Origin of the sequence: Acinetobacter sp. V89_4 (assembly GCF_029967875.1) — a bacterium.
Classification (GTDB): Bacteria; Pseudomonadota; Gammaproteobacteria; order Pseudomonadales; family Moraxellaceae; genus Acinetobacter; species Acinetobacter oleivorans.
This window is the reverse complement of the sequence record NZ_JASCAI010000028.1, coordinates 134,010-151,908: the sequence shown is the minus strand read 5'-3', so window position 1 is coordinate 151,908 and position 17,899 is coordinate 134,010. Positions and strand designations below refer to the sequence as shown.

Genomic DNA, 17,899 nt, shown 5'->3' with positions numbered 1-17,899 from the left:
GAATAAAAGCCCTCTTTCGAGGACTTTTATAAATCGTTTTCTTATGTGAGTTTAAATCAGAAATTATAACGAACACTCAACGTTGCATTCCGTGGTATGCCCCAATTCATTGAGTTAGCACCAATACCTTCATAATATTTTTCATCAAAAATATTATCGATATTCAATTGAAGTTTGATATTTTTATCCACTTGATAGCCAAGCATCGCACTTGCTAAAACATATGCATCTTGCTCAATACGAGAGCTTCCACTACCCGTATAGTATTTACTCTTATAATTTAAACCAAGCCCTGCACTCCATTGATTAAGTTTGTACTTAATAAATAGATTCGAGGTTGTTCGAGAGTTTGTCGTATTAACCTTTGTGCCTTGTGCATCTTTTGCTTCAAAATTAGCAATACCAAAGTTAATACCCCAATTGTCATTAATCTCGCCATCAGCTTCAAACTCAAAACCTTTACTTTCAACCCCATCTACAGCACGATAGGCCTGCTCTGTGGTTTTTATACCATTGCGAATAATAAACGTGTCGGGTATCGATTCAGCAAAATTAGATTGTTCTATTCGGAATACTGACAATGCTGTATTTAAACGCCCTCCAAACCATTCGCTCTTTAAGCCAGCCTCATAACTCTTACCAGTAATCGGATCTATATATTGATCATTTATATCTTTACGTTCTTGAGGTTTAAAAATTTCTGTATAACTTGCATACACAGAATGATCTTGAGCAAAATCATAAATAGCGCCAACATATGGTGCTAATTCATTGTTAAATTCACGGTTACCTTTATCATTTTCAGACTTATACTCCCAGTTAGATAAACGTGCCCCAGCAATAATTTTCAAAGGATCCAAAATTTGAAATTTACCAGCAACATAAGCAGCAGTTTGTGTGGTTTTATTCAGCGCATTTTTACCATTTAAAACAACAGGCTGAAGCAACTCTTGAGCCATATTATTATAGTTAAGTGGTCCACCTAAATACTTTTCAATGTCTTGGTTTGTGTTAGATCCACCAAAAATATCCCTTGTTTTCTCATTTTTATTCCACGATCCACCAATAATGATTTCTTGTGGACGATTAAAAATCGTAAATGGAGCATTGATAAAAACATCAATATTGTTTTCTTCATTTGCAGCTTTTGCACCATATACAGAAACATAATCAGGTTTATTCTCCTGATTATCATTTTGATTTTCTAATGGACTTGTATTGGTTGCCTTGTCTACTTTTCCAGCTGTATATAGCAACATAGAAGCTGTATCCTCTTTACGGAAGGTATAAGCAATATTTAAATTAACGTCATTAAATAAATTCTGTTTTAAATTTGCAAATACTGCCGCTGTATTCACATCCCAATAAGTCCAAGGTGCACTTACTGTTAAGCCTCTGGAAAAATTGGTACGAGTCCCATCAGTATAAAAAGCAGGTGTACCGCCCCAACGAATACCATCGCGATGTAACTCTTGATAAGTTGCACCAAGCGACATGCTTGTTTTATCACTCAAATCATAATCAACCGCACCATAAAATACATTACGTTCTTTCTCATAGAAATCCATAAATGATTTTTCATCAGAATGTTTTACAAACATTCGGCCACGCAATGATCCATCTGCATTAAGTGGCGTGGAAACATCTGCTGAGCTACTCCAAGAGTTCCACGAGCCTAAAGATGTACTGACATTACCAGTGAGTTCTTTTGAATTTGCATGTTTCCGAATCATGTTCAGCGCCATCGCTGGGTTTCCCGCACCTATGGTTAGTCCATTGGCACCCTTTACGACTTCGACACGATCATAAATATCTAAATCTAAATCTCCAGTACCTAAGTTTGTAGTACTAGGTATCCCATCAATTAAGTAATAATCCACCTCAAAACCACGTGCATAAACTCTTTGACGTTCATCGGTACGTGAGGTTGAAACACCCGTAATATTATTCATTAAATCTTGAAAGGAATCGATTTTTCGATCATCTAAATATTCACGGGTTAATACTTTGACCGATTGAGGAGTTTCACGAAGAGATAAATTTAATTTTGTAGAAGTATTTGTGCTTTTTGCTGTATAGCTCCCTGAACCTTCTGTAACGGCCGGATTTTCTTGTTCTGCTTGTACTTTTATCGTTGCTAAAGTGGTTGTTTCGGTTTGTTCTGCATAAACAAATGAAGGTACCGTTAAAGCCATAGAAATTGCTAAAGGGTGAACTCTAAATGCTTTTCTAAAGGGCGGATTGTACATAAGAAAATTCCATAATAACCAATGTGCTGAACTATATTTTTAGCCTTCCACTACCTTGTTCCTTGTTACACAGTAGTAAAAGTTCGGCACAAAAATTAACACGAATGATAATTGTTATCAACTTTAAGTTAATAATTATTCTTATTTATTTAATTTAAATTGCTAATGCATCATTGCCTTAAAAAATCACTATCCACGCATCAAAATTTGGATTTCTAACAGATTGAATGTTGATCTTGTTGAAGCATAATGCTGAAACCACAGGCTTTATATTATTGATTCAAAAATATATAAACCAATTTTCAAATTCAAATTGACTGTCGAACTGCTCAAGAACATGAGAAATAAAAAACTACACAGTATTTTCTTTTATATTTTATTATTCTTCATAAATCTCATGAAAGAGAATAAAGGTATAAACTGTAGTGCACAAAATTTTAGCGTTTTCTTTAGTAAGCTTAGGTTTAAGTGCTTGTGATCACCCTACTGATGATAGCCCTTCAAAAATAATTAATATGGAGAGAAATCATAAACAATATACACCTTCTAACCCTTATATATTTGAGTATAATGATATTGTTTACAGTCTAAAAGCTGGGCAACCCCAAGATACTTCCTATATAAAATTTAAGAACTTATTAAAAAAAATTCCCTCTAATGATAATAATTTAGATATTTTAAAAACCAAACGCAAGGTGCTTATTCACTTAGGTTGCCTTAAAGAGGCATATATAGTTACCGAAAAAATTTTAAATAAAACAGATAGTTCACAACTACAAGAGATGCAATGTATTTTCTTAAGAAAAATGAAAAAAGATGCTCATGAAATAAAAGAATGTTATGAAAAAACGGCTCATAGCTATTTAAACGAAATAAATTTAATTCCAAAGGCAGCCATACGATATCAATATGCACTGTGGGGCCATTATGCAGCGATGTTTCATGCGGGACATATAGAATATAAAGATAAACTTCAAGAAATCGTTGATTATCATCATATTGAGGATCATAAACGAACATATCAACAAATGTATGAAAATATACTGAATCCAAATGTTTTTCAAAAACGTTTAGACGCTATTCCCTACAGTCCTGATTGCCACTGAATCATATTCGCAATTATTTATAATTAATCATCGTAGCTCAGTTCATCCTCCTCAACATTAATATAATCTGGTTGAGGGTCTTTATCAAATCGTACAGCACATATTTTAACCTTACCTAAAATTTTTGCTTTCCCTACCCTATGCATACCATCCATTATTCTTTCCTGTGAACATAGTATTATTGGATAAGACAAATCTGTTTCTTGAATTAATATCATATGATCAATGATATCTTGAGTGGTGGGATAAGAATCTGGATACCAGTAGGGTTCATTTAATTCTTTTATTTCTGATAGCAAAATTTCTTTTACTTTAAAATTTCTAGTTAATGCTACTAAATTATCTACATCCCAAATATAAGTATCATTTTTAACTTTTCTAAAATGATATTGCTTTCTCATCATATGAAATTCTCTTAAAAAACAATAATATTAAAATATATCATATACATATTAAGACCAAATATTATAAAAATAGAGAGGCTAAATTTAGCCAATACAGATCAAAATTTTTTATTTTATTTGATAATTTTAACAATCATTTTTCTTGCTGTTTCATATACAACTGAAGCTCCAACTATATGTTTATTTTATTAAATATTTTAAATAGTGGAATTTATACAAAATCACATAAAGTTCGAATTTTTAACCAACAACAACTTAAAAAGTATATTTTTTCTATTTTTAATTTGCTAAGAATTTTAGAAAGACTTCCTCTACCTATTAAAAAGGGAGAAAAAAATGGATTTTTTTAATATTTTCATAGGTGATACGACTTGGCCCTTTATTTTGGAAATTTTGGTTCGATGTTTCGTCATGTTTATCATTATTATTAGTTTTTTAAGACTATCAGGTAAACGGGGTATTCGCCAACTTTCCCTTTTTGAACTCGCAATTATTTTATGTTTAGGTTCCGCAGCTGGCGATCCCATGTTTACTAAGGATTTACCTATTGCACATGCTTTTGTCGCATTTATTGTTATTCTTTTTCTCTATCGCCTTGTAACTTGGGCGATGGTGAAGCATAAGAAAATTGAAGACCTATTGGAAGGAAGAGCTCTCTGTGTAGTCAAAGATGGACTTTTGGTTTACAAAGATTTCCAGAAACAATCATATTCACATGATGAGTTTTTCTCAGAGATGCGCCAACAAAATGTTGAACATTTAGGTCAAGTAAGAACAGCTTTATTAGAGTCTGACGGTATCCTGAGTTTACTTTACTATGAAGATGAAGAGGTAAAATGGGGACTCCCCCTATTCCCAGATGCTTATTGCAAAGCTGACGTACTTAAAATCAATACTTTTTATTCATGTATGAAATGTGGTGAAACGAAAATTCTAAATACACTCGATCAAGAATGTTCTCGTTGCAAACACCATAGTTGGGCTAAGTCGTTAAAAACCCGTCGTCTAGGATAATAAAAAAGGTGCTATTTTTTATTAAAAATAGCACCTTAAAATGTTAAAAAACTAATTTTAACTTTTTATTTAAAGATTAGTTTAAACCTTTAAACTCAGCTTTACCGCGGTAAGCAGCTTTAGTCAATTCTTCAATACGAAGCAATTGGTTGTACTTAGAAACACGGTCAGAACGGCAAAGTGAACCAGTCTTAATTTGACCAGCCGCTGTCCCTACTGCTAAGTCAGCAATAGTTGAATCTTCAGTTTCGCCAGAACGGTGAGAAATTACAGTTGTATAACCATTTTCTTTAGCAAGGTAAATTGCATCAAGAGTTTCAGTCAACGTACCAATTTGGTTGTATTTGATTAAGATAGAGTTACCTACTTTCTCATTAATACCACGTTGTAAAATCTTAGGGTTTGTAACGAACAAGTCATCACCAACCAATTGGATTTTGTCACCAAGGATAGATGTCAAGTAAGACCAACCTTCCCAATCTGACTCATCTAAACCATCTTCAATTGAGATAATTGGATATTGGTTTACAAGGCCTGCTAAATAGTCAGAGAACTGGTTGCTTGTGAATGCTTTATTGCCTTCACCCGCAAGAACATATTGACCATTTTTGTAGAATTCTGAAGATGCACAGTCAAGCGCCAACATAATATCAGAACCAGCTTTGTAACCAGTTTGACCGATAGCTTCAAGAATAACAGTGATTGCTTCTTCATTTGAACGCAAGTTTGGTGCAAAACCACCTTCATCACCTACAGCAGTGTTTAAACCTTTTTTGTTTAAGACTGATTTTAGTGAATGGAAGATTTCAGCACCAGCACGTAATGCTTCAGCAAATGAAGTAAAGCCTACTGGCTCAATCATAAACTCTTGAATATCAACGTTGTTGTCTGCATGTGAACCACCATTGATGATGTTCATCATTGGTACAGGCATAGTCAAAATCTTTTGACCACGTAAGTCAGCGATGTATTGGAAAAGAGGAATTTTCTTTTCATCAGCAGCAGCGCGCGCAACAGCTAGTGACACAGCCAAAGTTGCATTTGCACCCAATTTTTCTTTGTTTTCAGTACCATCAAGTTCGATCATCGCATTATCGATGTCTTTTTGTTCAAATACTGATTTGCCCACTAAAGCGTCACGGATAATCGTGTTTACGTTGTTAACCGCAGTTTTAACGCCTTTACCTAAGTAACGTGATTTATCACCGTCACGTAGTTCTAAAGCTTCACGAGAACCAGTTGAAGCACCAGATGGTGCACATGCACGACCAACAACCCCAGATTCTAAAATTACGTCTGCTTCGATGGTTGGGTTACCACGAGAGTCCAAAATTTCACGTGCACGGATGTCAACGATTTGGCTCATGAACAATTCCTCTGTTGAATGAATATGAGCTGCGATTAAAGCAGCGTAAATGAGTAAAAACTCAATGGGTGTCTAACTTTTTGAATCCTTTAACCAAAGTATCCAATTCTTTTATTTGTGCCAAGAATGGCTCAAGCTGTGACATGCGTAATGCACAAGGTCCATCGCATTTTGCATGTTCTGGGTCTGGATGACCTTCCAAGAACAATCCAGCCAAGCCTGTTGCCATTCCAGCGCGTGCTAAAGTTGTAATTTGAGCACGACGACCACCTGCCGAGTCAGCACGACCACCAGGAGTTTGCAACGCATGTGTTACATCGAAGAAAACAGGAACATTCATTTCTTTCATGATGTCAAAGCCAAGCATGTCTACAACAAGGTTGTTATAGCCAAATGCTGAACCGCGCTCACAAAGAATTAGTTTATCGTTTCCTGCTTCTAAACATTTATTCAGGATATGGCGCATTTCATGAGGTGCCAAAAACTGAGCTTTCTTAATGTTAATAATAGCCTGTGTTTTTGCCATCGCTTCAACAAGATCAGTTTGGCGACTTAAGAAAGCCGGTAACTGAATAATATCAGCTACTTCTGCAACTGCTTCAGCTTGGTGCGGCTCATGGACATCGGTAATGATAGGAACATTAAAATGTTTTTTAATATCGCCTAACCATTCAATACCTTTTTCAAGTCCAGGACCACGGAACGAATGCAGACTAGAACGATTTGCCTTATCGAAACTCGCTTTAAATACATAAGGAATGTCTAAGCGTTTGCAGATATCAACATAAGTTTCTGCAATTTCGAAAGCTAAATCTTTTGATTCAAGTACGTTCATTCCGCCAAATAATACAAATGGCAAATGATTTGCCATTTGTATATCGCCTAAACGTACAACTTCTTGTGGTTTTAATTGTGACATTTAAACTTTCCCAGTTTATTTAAAATCGCATTATTTACTTTTTTGATGCTGTGTTTTCGCAGCGTCAATAAAACTAGCAAATAATGGATGTCCATCACGTGGTGAACTTGTAAATTCCGGGTGGAATTGTACAGCAATAAACCAAGGATGTTCAGGAATTTCTACAGTTTCAACCAAATGTTGAGCCGAAGAGTAACCAGAAATCTTCATACCAGCTTGTTCAATCGCCTCAATGAAACGGTTATTCATTTCATAACGGTGACGATGACGCTCAGTAATTTCTGCTTTACCATAAACTTCACGTGTTTTAGTGCCTTCAACCAATTCAGATTTTTGTGCACCCAAACGCATAGTTCCGCCTAAATCAGACTCAACGCTACGTTGTTGTAACTCGCCACGCTCATCTAACCATTCAGTAATTAAACCAATCAATGGATACTTCGTAGAACGGTTAAACTCTGTAGAAGATGCTTCTGGCATTGCTGCAACATGACGTGCATATTCGATTACAGCCAATTGCATGCCTAAACAAATACCCAAGAATGGAACTTTGTTTTCACGTGCATATTGAATAGCTTTCATTTTGCCTTCAGTACCACGCTCACCAAAGCCACCTGGGACTAAGATTGCGTCAGCTGTTTGCAAAATAGAAACGTCTTGGCTTTCAAGCTCTTCAGCATTGACATAGTCAATCTGTACTTTCACACGGTTTTTGATGCCTGCATGTAATAATGCTTCATTAACAGATTTATAAGCATCTGGTAATTCAACATATTTACCAACCATAGCTACACGTAAAGTGTATTCAGGATTGAGTAATGCTTCTACTACATTGTCCCAATCTTCTAGGTTTGCTTCTGGAAGATCATTAAATCCAAAACGCTCACAGATCAAGTCATCAACGTTTTGTTCATAGAAAGTACGTGGAATTTGATAAATCGTTTTCGCATCTTTACATACCACAACGGCACGCGCTTCCACGTTAGTGAACAATGCAATTTTGCGTTTAGTATCAACATCTACATCATATTCAGTACGGCAGATTAAAATATCTGGCTGAATACCAATTGAAAGTAATTCTTTTACAGAATGCTGAGTTGGTTTCGTCTTAAGCTCTGCTGCCGATTTAATATATGGCAACAAAGTTAAATGCATAAGCATGGTACGTTTATGACCAAGCTCAACCATTAACTGACGAACTGATTCCATAAATGGAAGTGATTCGATATCACCTACCGTGCCACCAATCTCAACGATTGCAACGTCGTAACCTTCACCAGCGCGAAGTACACGTTCTTTAATATTATCAGTAATATGCGGAATAACTTGAACCGTACCACCTAAGTAGTCACCACGACGTTCTTTATTTAGAACATCTTGATAAACACGGCCACTCGTAAAGTTATTCAGTTTGGTCATTTTCGCACGACGTAAGAAACGTTCGTAATAACCCAAGTCTAGATCAGTTTCGGCACCATCCTCTGTGACAAAAACTTCACCATGTTGGAAAGGACTCATTGTCCCCGGATCGACATTAATGTAAGGATCCATTTTAACCATTGTGACTTTTAAGCCACGGGCTTCCAAAAGTGCAGCAACTGAAGCAGCAGAAATACCTTTACCTAGCGATGAAACCACACCACCAGTAACAAAAATAAAATGGGTCATTAAGTTTCTCGTACAATCAAGCCGAAATCGGCCTACAATGTTGGGCAATTTTACTGTACTCTGCCCCTATAAAGCAAAGTCAAACCGCACCAATTCAAAGATCATTAAACAACTGGCTATTCTATCAGCATTTTTAATAAAAAATTAGGTCAATCTCACATGATTTTTTCATTCTCTTTTGCTGTTATAATGCGAGCTCCTCAATTAAATGTTGTTTAGGACAATGGCAAATAAAAAACTTTTAATCTGTGCTGCTATTGCGGCTGGACTATTGTTAACCGCATGCGTCAAAAAAGAAACACCAGAAGAAGAGCAAGAAAAGGTTGAAACAGCTGTTTCGGAACCTAAACCTGCTGAACCTGCAAAATTTGAGTCTTTAGAAAGTGTTAAAACTGAAGAAGCTCAAACTCAGGAACCAACGCAAGTCGAAGTTCATCACGAAGAAACAGCGAATACTACAACTGAAATTCGCCGTGAAACTCGTCCTGCCCATTCTGAGCAAAATTCACAAACAACTGTTTCTGAACAACCTAAAGCAGAGCCGAAGCCTAAGCCAGAACCTAAACCTGAGCCAAAAGCAGAACCTAAGCCTGAGAAAGCTCAGTCTAAACCTGCTAAGCCAGCAGAACCATCTCAAACTGAAGATGATGCTGTTGCCGCTGCAATTGCTGCTGCTACACCAGCGCTTAAAAACTAAGTTCTCGTATGAATATGCCCAAATTAAACACTTGATTTGGGCTTTTTAATTATTATTAAAATTATCAACTCACTCATCAGTTTTACTTTTTTTATTCCAATTTGTCTTTAAAGTTTTTCTAGATATCAATTTAGGACAACCTACCCCTTTCACTTGAAAAAGCATTGACGTTCCCTATTCTGAGATGTAATTTTTAATCAAGTTCCTTTTTGGAACTTTAATTAAAAGAAGATTGGAGCTTAAAATGAATACCGTATCAAATCGCGTGCCTGCCTCATTTCCAGTCCGTCGTATGGACTATAATTTTGAAAATGTACCTCGCTATTGGTGTAATAACGAACCCACTTTTACACATTATTTTACGGGTTTATCTACATTGTTCCCCGAGGGTGAATCATATTTTGTTCGTTCAGTTCGAGCATTACGTGCAAAAGCAAAGTCAAATGAACTTCTAGATCGTGAAATTAGTGCTTTTATTGGTCAAGAAGCAATGCATTCTAAAGAACATCATGCTTTTCATGTGAGTGCACAACAACATGGTTTAGATCCAGAATCTTTAGAAAAAGTAACGGGTATTGTTTTAAAGAGTATTGAAAAAGTTTTTAGTAAAAAATGGAACCTACTTGTAACGGTAGGCCTTGAACACTACACCGCTGTACTTGTAGTAAGCATGATGCAGTCTGTTAATGAACTGATGACGGACTCAACTATTCGTAACTTATGGTTATGGCATAGTATTGAAGAAACTGAGCATAAAGCTGTGGCCTTTGATCTTTATGAACACTTGTATGGAAGTGGGCTAAGCGCATATCTGCCACGTATCACCGTCTTCACTTTAAGTTTATTTTTAATTACGGGCTTCTCAACAATCTATCAATTCGTTCTTATGAACCGAGATCGCCAACTACTTAATTTTAAATCTTGGCGTAAGTTCTTTAGTTTTGCTAATAAGCAATACAGAACATTGATTCCTAAATTTTTTGACTATTATCGATTTGATTTTCACCCTAACCAAACAGATGAAAAAGACCTCGTTGCTAGTACCAAAATCAAAATTGAACTGAAAGATCCGAAATTGCTTTTATCCTGATCCAATAAAACCATAAAGCCCATCTATTGAATGGGCTTTATGTAATCAATTACGGCAATACCGTCACTTTTTATGATCAACCATAAAATAATTCGATATTAATTTGGCTGCCCATGAAGTACTTTTCCAACCTTCGTAAAAACCACAATGACTTCCCTTTTTAGTGGTTACCACTGCAATATTACTCATTTGCTGAATAGTTTCTTTATAAGGCTCTAAATTTTTAATAGAGCATACTGGATCATCTTCAGCATTAAGAATCATTAATGGAATTTTGACATTTTCAAATACATAAATTGGATTAATTGCCTGACAATAACTTTGATAGTCCTGAAAGCCTGCCATTTCAAAGTATTCTTTTTCAAACTCTTCGAGACTCGTCGTTGCAAGAACTTTTTCTAAAGAAGCAATCTGATTCCAAGTACTTTGATAAGGATGAATAAAATATTTAAATAACTTTTTGGTCATCATTTTGCTATAAAACGGGTGAACATTTTTAAAGCCAATCTCCGTGTTGTAGCCTGGGCACATTGCAAAAGCAGCTTTAAATGGTGTGTCAGTGCCTTGCTCACCCAAATAACGAACTAACAATCCTGTGCCAGCAGAAGAACCAACTGCATACAAATCCGATTCAGGAAACAAACTTTGAATATGCGTAAGCTGCTCTTTAAGATCACTTGTTGATCCGAAAAGAGAAATCTGTGGTACAGGCATAGGTAAACCCGCATGCCCACGGCGTAAGCATAGTGCTATTCTCCATCCCGTATATTGATGAATATCTCTCACCAATTCACGCATACTTTCAGGTGTTCCTGTAATGGTGTGCATGATAACCACCGTGGGAGTATCTTTCGGAAGATTATAGCCATACCATGCAATTGCAGTTACGCCACCATCTTTCATGCTGAGTTGCTCAATACGGTCATATTCAAGCTTGATGGTTTTTTTTCTAATAATATCGAAATATAAAAGATGGACATGATTGTTAGTTAACCATGGTGTAGGACGATATTTCTGCTTAAGTTGGGGCAACTTATCCAAAACATCTTTAATTTTCCCTTGTGGGTCATAATAGATTTTTGGCTGTTCAGCACCGAGTACTGAGTCAAACAATTCCGAACCGAAAGCTTTAATTTTATTTAAAGTAGATATGCCCATATCCAATCACGACCTCTGATTATGAGTTAAATGATTGCCGCACTAATGCTGCAACCTGCTGTCCCCAAATTGCATAAATTTCTTTGCTTGGATGAAAGCCATCACTTGCCATAGGCAGATTCAAAGCTTGAAAACTTTCAATATCATATTGAATGAATCTAAATTGATTTTGTGCTTCTACCCATTTATATAATACTTGATTCATTTGCTCCGCGTATTTTCCAAACAACCAAGCCAATGGATTGGGTAAAGCTGGAAAATGTTGCATGGGCGGAACGCCTGAAACAATAATGAGTTTAGGCTGAAAACGTGCTTGTATATATTCAAATAATTGCTTTTGTTGTTTTATCCATGAGTTCGCCGACGTCAATTTTGTCACATCATTAACACCAATAGATGTAACAACAACATCATAATTTTGCGGCTCTAAATACTGTAAAGCTTGAAAAACCTGCTTAGTAGTATCACCTGTTTTTGCATGAAGTTTCCAATTTATCAAATATTGATCTTGTAACTCAGAAATAATTGCACCAGATAAAGCGTCTTGTTGTGTTTCAACGCCAACTCCCGCTGCGGCAGAGTCTCCTACAATAAGCAGAGACAATGGTCTGCCCTTACCAACCGTGCCTTCTCTTTCACCACTGGCCTCTAGCAAGCGTGGTGTATTCTTACGAACCTTTGTTCCCTGCACAAAAAGTACAGGTAACAATGCTAAAGTTGAAAGTTTTAACCACATTCTATTAATCTCTATCTTACTTAGGCTATTTACTAAAATTATTGTGGTTGAAACTTGGCAATTCTTATACCCATTTGTTCAGCCAGCGCAGCTAAGCCACTCATTGGACGAATCATTACTTCAAAATCAACAATTTTGCCTTGTTCATTAAAACGAATCATATCAATACCTTTTAATGATTTACCACTGACATTAGCGCTGAACTCAAGCACTACATTCTCGCCATCTTCAGTATAAAACTCACGATGATAAGTAAAGTTTTCGAACACTTGGATGACATTGGTAAGAATGAAGAAAACGACCTGCTTTCCTTCATAAGGTTTATAGGCAACTGGTGAACGAAAAACTACGTCATCTGCCAGTAAATCATTTAGATCGGACAAGTTACCTGCCTGAACCATGTGATGCCATTTTTCTAAAGACTGTTTTGTAGTTTCAAGTGTCATTGTTATTTTATCCTGTAATTTAACCAATAAAGTTAGGGGCATTTCTGTATAAAGAAATGCCCCCACAAAACTTATAGTAATGCTGCTAGTTCAGCACCTTGACGTATTGCACGTTTTGCATCTAGCTCCCCTGCCTCTTTAGCACCACCAATTAAATGAACATTTTTACCTTCTGTTTTTAATTGGTCATACATTGCAGTGAAAGATTCTTGACCCGCACAAATCACAACATGATCAACTTCAAGCACACTCGGTTGCCCATCTATAGTGATATGTAAGCCCTGATCATCTACTTTGTCGTATTGAACGCCTGCAAGCATTTTAACTTGGCGATTTTTAAGGCCTGCACGGTGAATCCATCCTGTAGTTTTACCTAAACCAGCACCAACAACAGCGGTCTTACGTTGCAATAAATAGATTTCTCGTTCACAAGTCTCAACTTTTGGCTGTTTTAAACCACCTACATGCTCATATTGAGTGTCAATTCCCCATTCTTCATAAAACTTTTCTGGGTTTAAACTGCCACTTTCACCTTCGTGAGTGAGATATTCAGCCGTATCAAAACCAATACCACCTGCCCCAATAATGGCTACACGTTGTCCCACTGGCACACGTTCTTTTAAAACTTGTAAGTAGCTAAGTACTTTAGGATGATCAATACCTTCAAATTGTAATTGACGAGGCGTTACACCAGTTGCAACCACAATTTCATCAAAATTTGCTTGGCTCAACTCTTCATAAGTTGCTTTATGGTTCAAAATCAACTCAATGTTTGGTCGTAACTCAATTTGGCGAGCAAAGTAACGTAAGGTTTCATAGAATTCTTCTTTTCCAGGAACAGTCTTTGCAATATTAAATTGGCCACCAATTTGATGACTAGCCTCAAAAATTTTAACTTGATGTCCACGGTCAGCTGCATATACAGCAAAACTTAAACCCGCAGGTCCTGCACCAATAACAGCAATATTCTTTTGAACTTGTGCATCTTTAAAAATAAGTTCAGTTTCATAACATGCACGCGGGTTCACTAAACAAGTTGCGATTTTCATTGAGAAAATATGATCTAAACAAGCTTGGTTACAGCCAATACATGTATTAATTTCATCACTACGGCCTTCACTTGCTTTTAAAACAAATTCAGCATCCGCTAGCATTGGGCGTGCCATAGACACCATATCAGCATGACCAGATGCCAACACATGCTCAGCCATTTCTGGTGTATTAATTCGGTTAGAAGTAACTAAAGGAATAGAGACTTCACCTTTAAGTTTTTCAGTAACCCATGTAAACGCAGCGCGAGGAACTTTGGTCGCAATTGTTGGGATACGAGCTTCATGCCAGCCAATCCCTGTATTAATAATAGTTGCACCTGCTTTTTCAATTTCTTTTGCAAGCTGAATCACTTCTTCAATACTTGAACCACCTTCAACTAAATCAAGCATCGATAGACGATAAATAATGATAAAGTTTTCACCCACTAAAGCACGTGTACGTTTTACAATTTCAATAGGAAAACGAATACGGTTTTCGTAACTACCGCCCCATTCATCATCACGATGATTCGTACGTGCGGCAATGAACTCATTAATTAAATAACCTTCAGAACCCATGATTTCCACACCATCATAACCTGCATACTGAGCAAGTTTGGCGCAGTTTGCAAAGTCATCAATGGTCTGCTGCACTTCGGCAGAACTTAAAGCTTTTGGCTTAATTGGGTTAATCGGTGCTTGAATTGCTGAAGGAGCAACGTTATTTGCCTGATAAGAATAACGCCCAGTATGTAAAATCTGCATAGCAATTTTACCCCCAGCTTCATGAACAGCTTGGGTAATCACTTTATGTTTTTCAGCTTCTTCAACTGTATCTAACTTCGTACCATGGCTAAATACAACACCATCATCATTCGGAGAAACACCGCCAGTTACAATTAAACCCACATCACCTTTTGCACGCTCAGCATAAAACGCAGCCATGCGTTCATATCCTTGTGGTGCTTCTTCTAAACCAATATGCATAGACCCCATAAGCACACGGTTTTTTAAAGTAGTAAAGCCTAAATCAAGTGGCTTCAATAAATGCGGATAAGCTGACATATTTTCTCCTTTGGCTAGCAATAAGCTTGCTAATGCAACTTGTTGCATTAATTTATAATCAAATTTTGACTTTTATGCAACATGTTGCATAATCTCATCAGTCACACTTTACTTTTGCTTACAAACCGGATTGCTATGTCACTTCCTCATGTTTTATTAACCAGTTTGCTTGAACGACCAAGTACAGGGTTCGAACTTGCCCGCCGGTTTGATCGTTCAATCGGTTTTTTCTGGAATGCTACCCATCAGCAAATTTATCGTGAACTCAACCACATGCTAAAAAAAGGTTGGGTTTCAACGTTAGAAAATGAAATGGAAAATAGTCGGAAAAAAACCTATCAAGTTGAGCAATTGGGGCGTATTGAACTAGCTTCATGGATGACACAACAAAGTGAACCCGCGCAGCTTCGTGATGATTTAATGGTTAGATTGCGTGCTGAAGCACAATTGAGCAATAATCAGATATTACCTGAGCTGTTAAGGCATCTTGGTTTACATCAAGAGAAACTAAAACTTTATCAAAGTATTTATGATAAGGATTTTAAAGATAACGATGATCTAGATAACCGTGTGTTATACATTCACAAAATGATCTTAGAACTTGGGATTACGATGGAAAGTGAATGGATCAAATGGTTGGAACAAGTCATCCCTCAATTAAAACGCTTTGCTCAAGATAGCGTAGCCGGAGAATAGTCATGCCATATTACACCATGCCCGATCGGGAAAATTTATTTGTTCGTCGTGTTGGTCGTGGTGAACCAGTTTTGGTTTTATCTGGTCTTGGCATGCAAAGTTGGCAATGGCTCCCTTTTATTTATGCAAACCGTAAAGATTATGAGTTTATCATTCCAGATTGGCGTGGTTTCGGTGGATCAAAGAACTGTGCAATCCCTGAACAAGATGCAATTTCTAGCCACTGGCAAGATGTCGCCCATTTAATAGAACAATTAAAACTCGATAACTTTATCTTAATGGGTTATTCAATGGGTGCTACAACGGCCATGCATGGTATGAAGCATGCTCATCTGGCACAGCAATTAAAAGCCTATTTGCATATCGATCAAACACCAAAAATATCTGTGGATTCAACATGGGAATATGGCCTATTCGGCCCTCTACACCCTCAGTTCAAACAATTATTAAATGATATCTATCAATTATTATCAAAGCATAAAAATGCCAAATATCTTTATGAATTAGCGCTTCCAGATCGACAAGAACTGGTTCGTCTTTGGGTAGATTTTATTGAGTTACAAAGTAGCAATCCATTTAGCCCTTTAGTTTTTAAAACAGCGCTCAAACAGCCTTTTCTACAAAAATACTTATTACCAATTCAGCGTTTAGATTATTTGTTTTGGTATGTCGAAAATTATCTTTATCACAATGAAGATTATCGTGAAGCCATTCAACAATTACAGTGCCCAACAACCTTCTTTATTGGTCGCAACTCGACGCTTTATCCAGAAACTGGACAGACTCTTATTGCTCATAGTGTTGAACACGCAAAAGCAATATATTTTGAACGCTCAGGCCATACCCCCTTATTAACCGAGCCGAAAAAATTTGGGCATGAAATCACTACATTCTTATCAGAACTAAAACATGCTTCTTAAAAAATAAAGGGATCTATTCGTAGATCCCTTTTTAAGTCGAAAAATGATTAAGCAGAATGAGCTAACTCTTTCACTTTTAATTGCTCAGAAACACTTAACAAAAGTTGCTCTGTTTTTTCCCAACCTAAACAACCATCAGTTACTGACTGCCCATAAGTCATATCACAAGAAATCTTTTGGCTACCATCAACCAAATGACTTTCAATCATGACACCCTTTACTTGTGTTTTTAAACGTTCAGCAACAATTTGCTGTAAAACTTCTGGCTGACGCAACGGATCTTTACTGCTGTTGCCATGACTACAGTCAATAACTAACGCAGGGAGATTTTGTTTGTGTTTTTCTCTTATTGCCTGAATTGAAGCTAAATCATAATTTGGTCCATGATTCGCTCCACGCAAGATCAAGTGTGGTAATGGATTGCCAGCGCTCTGAATCACTGAAGGCAAACCTTGTTGATTCATTCCTAAAAATTGATGCTCATTTTGTGCTGACTGAATTGCATCTAATGCAATCTGAATTGAACCGTCCGTACCATTCTTGAAACCAATACTGTATGGCATGTGGCTTGAGATTTCACGGTGAATCTGAGACTCGCTGGTACGAGCACCAATTGCACCCCAAGCCAATAAATCATCAAAATAACCAGTTGCCATTGGGCTTAAAATTTCACTCGCAATGGGCAAACCCTTTTCAATAATTTGCAGGTAAAGTTCGCGAGACTTTTCTAAACCAAGTTGTAAATTTGATGAACCATCTAAATTTGGATCGTACATGAAACCTTTCCAACCCACAGTTGTACGAGGTTTTTCAATGTATGCACGCATCACGATAAAAATCTGATCTTTTACTTTTTCTTGTAATTTTTGCAATCTTTCAGCGTATTCAAGTACTGCAACCGGATCATGAATTGAGCAAGGCCCTGTAATTACCATTAACCGAGGATCGTTGCCGTTAAGAATATTTTGAATAGTTTGGCGATGTTCGGCAATTTGACGCACGAAAGAGTGTGCAAGCGGATATTTTGCTTTTAACTGGACAGGTAAACTAACTGGTGTTTCTTTTGTATTGCTTTGTGTCAATAAAGTATTTAGGGCATTCATTGGTTTTTCCTTGGGACTGCAATCTATTCAGTCCGATCATTTATTTGAGCGTTTTGGATCTATTCGTTGGTAAAGGTAAGCAAAAGTAAAACCAATAAAAGTTGCTAAAATACGAATAAGTCATGTTGTTCATTTTAAGTTCCTCGATTCAAAAAAGATAAAGCATAAAAAAACCTGATCGGGGTTGCCGATCAGGTATTAACTGTGATGGGCAACTTTCTCATGCCCGAA

At 36.8% G+C, this 17,899-nt stretch carries 16 protein-coding genes; 6 read left to right on the top strand and 10 right to left on the bottom strand.

Going from position 1 to position 17,899, the window contains the following annotated elements:
• Nucleotides 1-56: 56 nt before the first annotated feature.
• Nucleotides 57-2,249 carry a TonB-dependent siderophore receptor gene (locus QLG01_RS12360; RefSeq protein WP_348994503.1) on the bottom strand — a complete coding sequence of 731 codons (2,193 nt, stop codon included), beginning with the start codon at nt 2,247-2,249 and terminating at the stop codon, nt 57-59.
• A gap of 425 nt (nt 2,250-2,674) precedes the next feature.
• Between QLG01_RS12360 and QLG01_RS12355 the strand changes: the two genes are divergently transcribed.
• Nucleotides 2,675-3,355: a hypothetical protein gene (locus tag QLG01_RS12355; protein WP_282496543.1), complete on the top strand. Its 681-nt coding sequence runs from the start codon at nt 2,675-2,677 to the stop codon at nt 3,353-3,355.
• A 23-nt stretch (nt 3,356-3,378) separates the two neighbouring features.
• Here the strand turns inward: QLG01_RS12355 and QLG01_RS12350 are convergent, their stop codons facing one another.
• Nucleotides 3,379-3,756: a hypothetical protein gene (locus QLG01_RS12350; RefSeq protein WP_282496909.1), complete on the bottom strand. Its 378-nt coding sequence runs from the start codon at nt 3,754-3,756 to the stop codon at nt 3,379-3,381.
• 339 nt (nt 3,757-4,095) lie between these two features.
• On the opposite strand from QLG01_RS12350, the gene QLG01_RS12345 reads away from it, so the two are divergent.
• Entirely contained in the window at nt 4,096-4,773 is a 678-nt protein-coding gene (locus QLG01_RS12345) for a YetF domain-containing protein (RefSeq protein ID WP_049836844.1), read from the top strand.
• 76 nt (nt 4,774-4,849) lie between these two features.
• On the opposite strand, the gene eno is transcribed toward QLG01_RS12345, so the two are convergent.
• The 3 genes from eno to QLG01_RS12330 all read right to left on the bottom strand — a co-directional run bounded on the left by eno (nt 4,850) and on the right by QLG01_RS12330 (nt 8,726).
• Entirely contained in the window at nt 4,850-6,139 is a 1,290-nt protein-coding gene (gene eno / locus QLG01_RS12340) for a phosphopyruvate hydratase (protein WP_013197659.1), read from the bottom strand.
• Between the two features lie 61 nt (nt 6,140-6,200).
• A complete protein-coding gene (kdsA, locus tag QLG01_RS12335; protein WP_003652054.1) occupies nt 6,201-7,058 on the bottom strand; it encodes a 3-deoxy-8-phosphooctulonate synthase in 858 nt (285 codons plus the stop codon).
• Between the two features lie 30 nt (nt 7,059-7,088).
• Complete coding sequence (locus QLG01_RS12330; protein WP_004792002.1) at nt 7,089-8,726, bottom strand: CTP synthase; 1,638 nt, start codon at nt 8,724-8,726, stop codon at nt 7,089-7,091.
• Nucleotides 8,727-8,949: 223 nt separating this feature from the next.
• Between QLG01_RS12330 and QLG01_RS12325 the strand changes: the two genes are divergently transcribed.
• Together QLG01_RS12325 and QLG01_RS12320 are read left to right on the top strand one after the other, a co-directional pair.
• Nucleotides 8,950-9,423, top strand: a complete 474-nt coding sequence (locus QLG01_RS12325; RefSeq protein WP_013197658.1) for a hypothetical protein — start codon at nt 8,950-8,952, stop codon at nt 9,421-9,423.
• A 244-nt stretch (nt 9,424-9,667) separates the two neighbouring features.
• Nucleotides 9,668-10,513 (top strand): metal-dependent hydrolase, encoded by an 846-nt coding sequence (locus QLG01_RS12320; protein ID WP_192835686.1) that lies wholly within the window; start codon nt 9,668-9,670, stop codon nt 10,511-10,513.
• Nucleotides 10,514-10,576: 63 nt separating this feature from the next.
• Here the strand turns inward: QLG01_RS12320 and QLG01_RS12315 are convergent, their stop codons facing one another.
• From QLG01_RS12315 to QLG01_RS12300, 4 genes are all read right to left on the bottom strand, one after another.
• Complete coding sequence (locus tag QLG01_RS12315) at nt 10,577-11,671, bottom strand: alpha/beta fold hydrolase (RefSeq protein WP_282496542.1); 1,095 nt, start codon at nt 11,669-11,671, stop codon at nt 10,577-10,579.
• Nucleotides 11,672-11,690: 19 nt separating this feature from the next.
• A complete protein-coding gene (locus QLG01_RS12310) occupies nt 11,691-12,407 on the bottom strand; it encodes an SGNH/GDSL hydrolase family protein (RefSeq protein ID WP_282496541.1) in 717 nt (238 codons plus the stop codon).
• Nucleotides 12,408-12,445: 38 nt separating this feature from the next.
• Nucleotides 12,446-12,853, bottom strand: coding sequence for a nuclear transport factor 2 family protein (locus tag QLG01_RS12305; protein ID WP_130172514.1), 408 nt, complete (start codon nt 12,851-12,853; stop codon nt 12,446-12,448).
• 71 nt (nt 12,854-12,924) lie between these two features.
• Nucleotides 12,925-14,949, bottom strand: a complete 2,025-nt coding sequence (locus QLG01_RS12300; RefSeq protein WP_282496540.1) for an NADPH-dependent 2,4-dienoyl-CoA reductase — start codon at nt 14,947-14,949, stop codon at nt 12,925-12,927.
• 135 nt (nt 14,950-15,084) lie between these two features.
• Between QLG01_RS12300 and QLG01_RS12295 the strand changes: the two genes are divergently transcribed.
• Nucleotides 15,085-15,645: a PadR family transcriptional regulator gene (locus QLG01_RS12295; RefSeq protein ID WP_005306103.1), complete on the top strand. Its 561-nt coding sequence runs from the start codon at nt 15,085-15,087 to the stop codon at nt 15,643-15,645.
• Between the two features lie 2 nt (nt 15,646-15,647).
• Nucleotides 15,648-16,565, top strand: coding sequence for an alpha/beta hydrolase (locus QLG01_RS12290; protein WP_111854097.1), 918 nt, complete (start codon nt 15,648-15,650; stop codon nt 16,563-16,565).
• Nucleotides 16,566-16,612: 47 nt separating this feature from the next.
• Here the strand turns inward: QLG01_RS12290 and QLG01_RS12285 are convergent, their stop codons facing one another.
• Nucleotides 16,613-17,668 (bottom strand): 3-deoxy-7-phosphoheptulonate synthase, encoded by a 1,056-nt coding sequence (locus QLG01_RS12285; RefSeq protein ID WP_005306109.1) that lies wholly within the window; start codon nt 17,666-17,668, stop codon nt 16,613-16,615.
• Nucleotides 17,669-17,899 lie beyond the last annotated feature (231 nt).

Excerpts from the sequence above, each read along its gene's own strand:
- QLG01_RS12360 (WP_348994503.1), bottom strand. The coding sequence starts at position 2,249 with ATGTACAATCCGCCCTTTAGAAAAGCATTTAGAGTTCACCCTTTAGCA.
- QLG01_RS12350 (WP_282496909.1), bottom strand. The coding sequence starts at position 3,756 with ATGAGAAAGCAATATCATTTTAGAAAAGTTAAAAATGATACTTATATT.
- QLG01_RS12345 (WP_049836844.1), top strand. The coding sequence starts at position 4,096 with ATGGATTTTTTTAATATTTTCATAGGTGATACGACTTGGCCCTTTATT.
- eno (WP_013197659.1), bottom strand. The coding sequence starts at position 6,139 with ATGAGCCAAATCGTTGACATCCGTGCACGTGAAATTTTGGACTCTCGT.
- kdsA (WP_003652054.1), bottom strand. The coding sequence starts at position 7,058 with ATGTCACAATTAAAACCACAAGAAGTTGTACGTTTAGGCGATATACAA.
- QLG01_RS12330 (WP_004792002.1), bottom strand. The coding sequence starts at position 8,726 with ATGACCCATTTTATTTTTGTTACTGGTGGTGTGGTTTCATCGCTAGGT.
- QLG01_RS12325 (WP_013197658.1), top strand. The coding sequence starts at position 8,950 with ATGGCAAATAAAAAACTTTTAATCTGTGCTGCTATTGCGGCTGGACTA.
- QLG01_RS12320 (WP_192835686.1), top strand. The coding sequence starts at position 9,668 with ATGAATACCGTATCAAATCGCGTGCCTGCCTCATTTCCAGTCCGTCGT.
- QLG01_RS12315 (WP_282496542.1), bottom strand. The coding sequence starts at position 11,671 with ATGGGCATATCTACTTTAAATAAAATTAAAGCTTTCGGTTCGGAATTG.
- QLG01_RS12310 (WP_282496541.1), bottom strand. The coding sequence starts at position 12,407 with ATGTGGTTAAAACTTTCAACTTTAGCATTGTTACCTGTACTTTTTGTG.
- QLG01_RS12305 (WP_130172514.1), bottom strand. The coding sequence starts at position 12,853 with ATGACACTTGAAACTACAAAACAGTCTTTAGAAAAATGGCATCACATG.
- QLG01_RS12300 (WP_282496540.1), bottom strand. The coding sequence starts at position 14,949 with ATGTCAGCTTATCCGCATTTATTGAAGCCACTTGATTTAGGCTTTACT.
- QLG01_RS12295 (WP_005306103.1), top strand. The coding sequence starts at position 15,085 with ATGTCACTTCCTCATGTTTTATTAACCAGTTTGCTTGAACGACCAAGT.
- QLG01_RS12290 (WP_111854097.1), top strand. The coding sequence starts at position 15,648 with ATGCCATATTACACCATGCCCGATCGGGAAAATTTATTTGTTCGTCGT.
- QLG01_RS12285 (WP_005306109.1), bottom strand. The coding sequence starts at position 17,668 with ATGAATGCCCTAAATACTTTATTGACACAAAGCAATACAAAAGAAACA.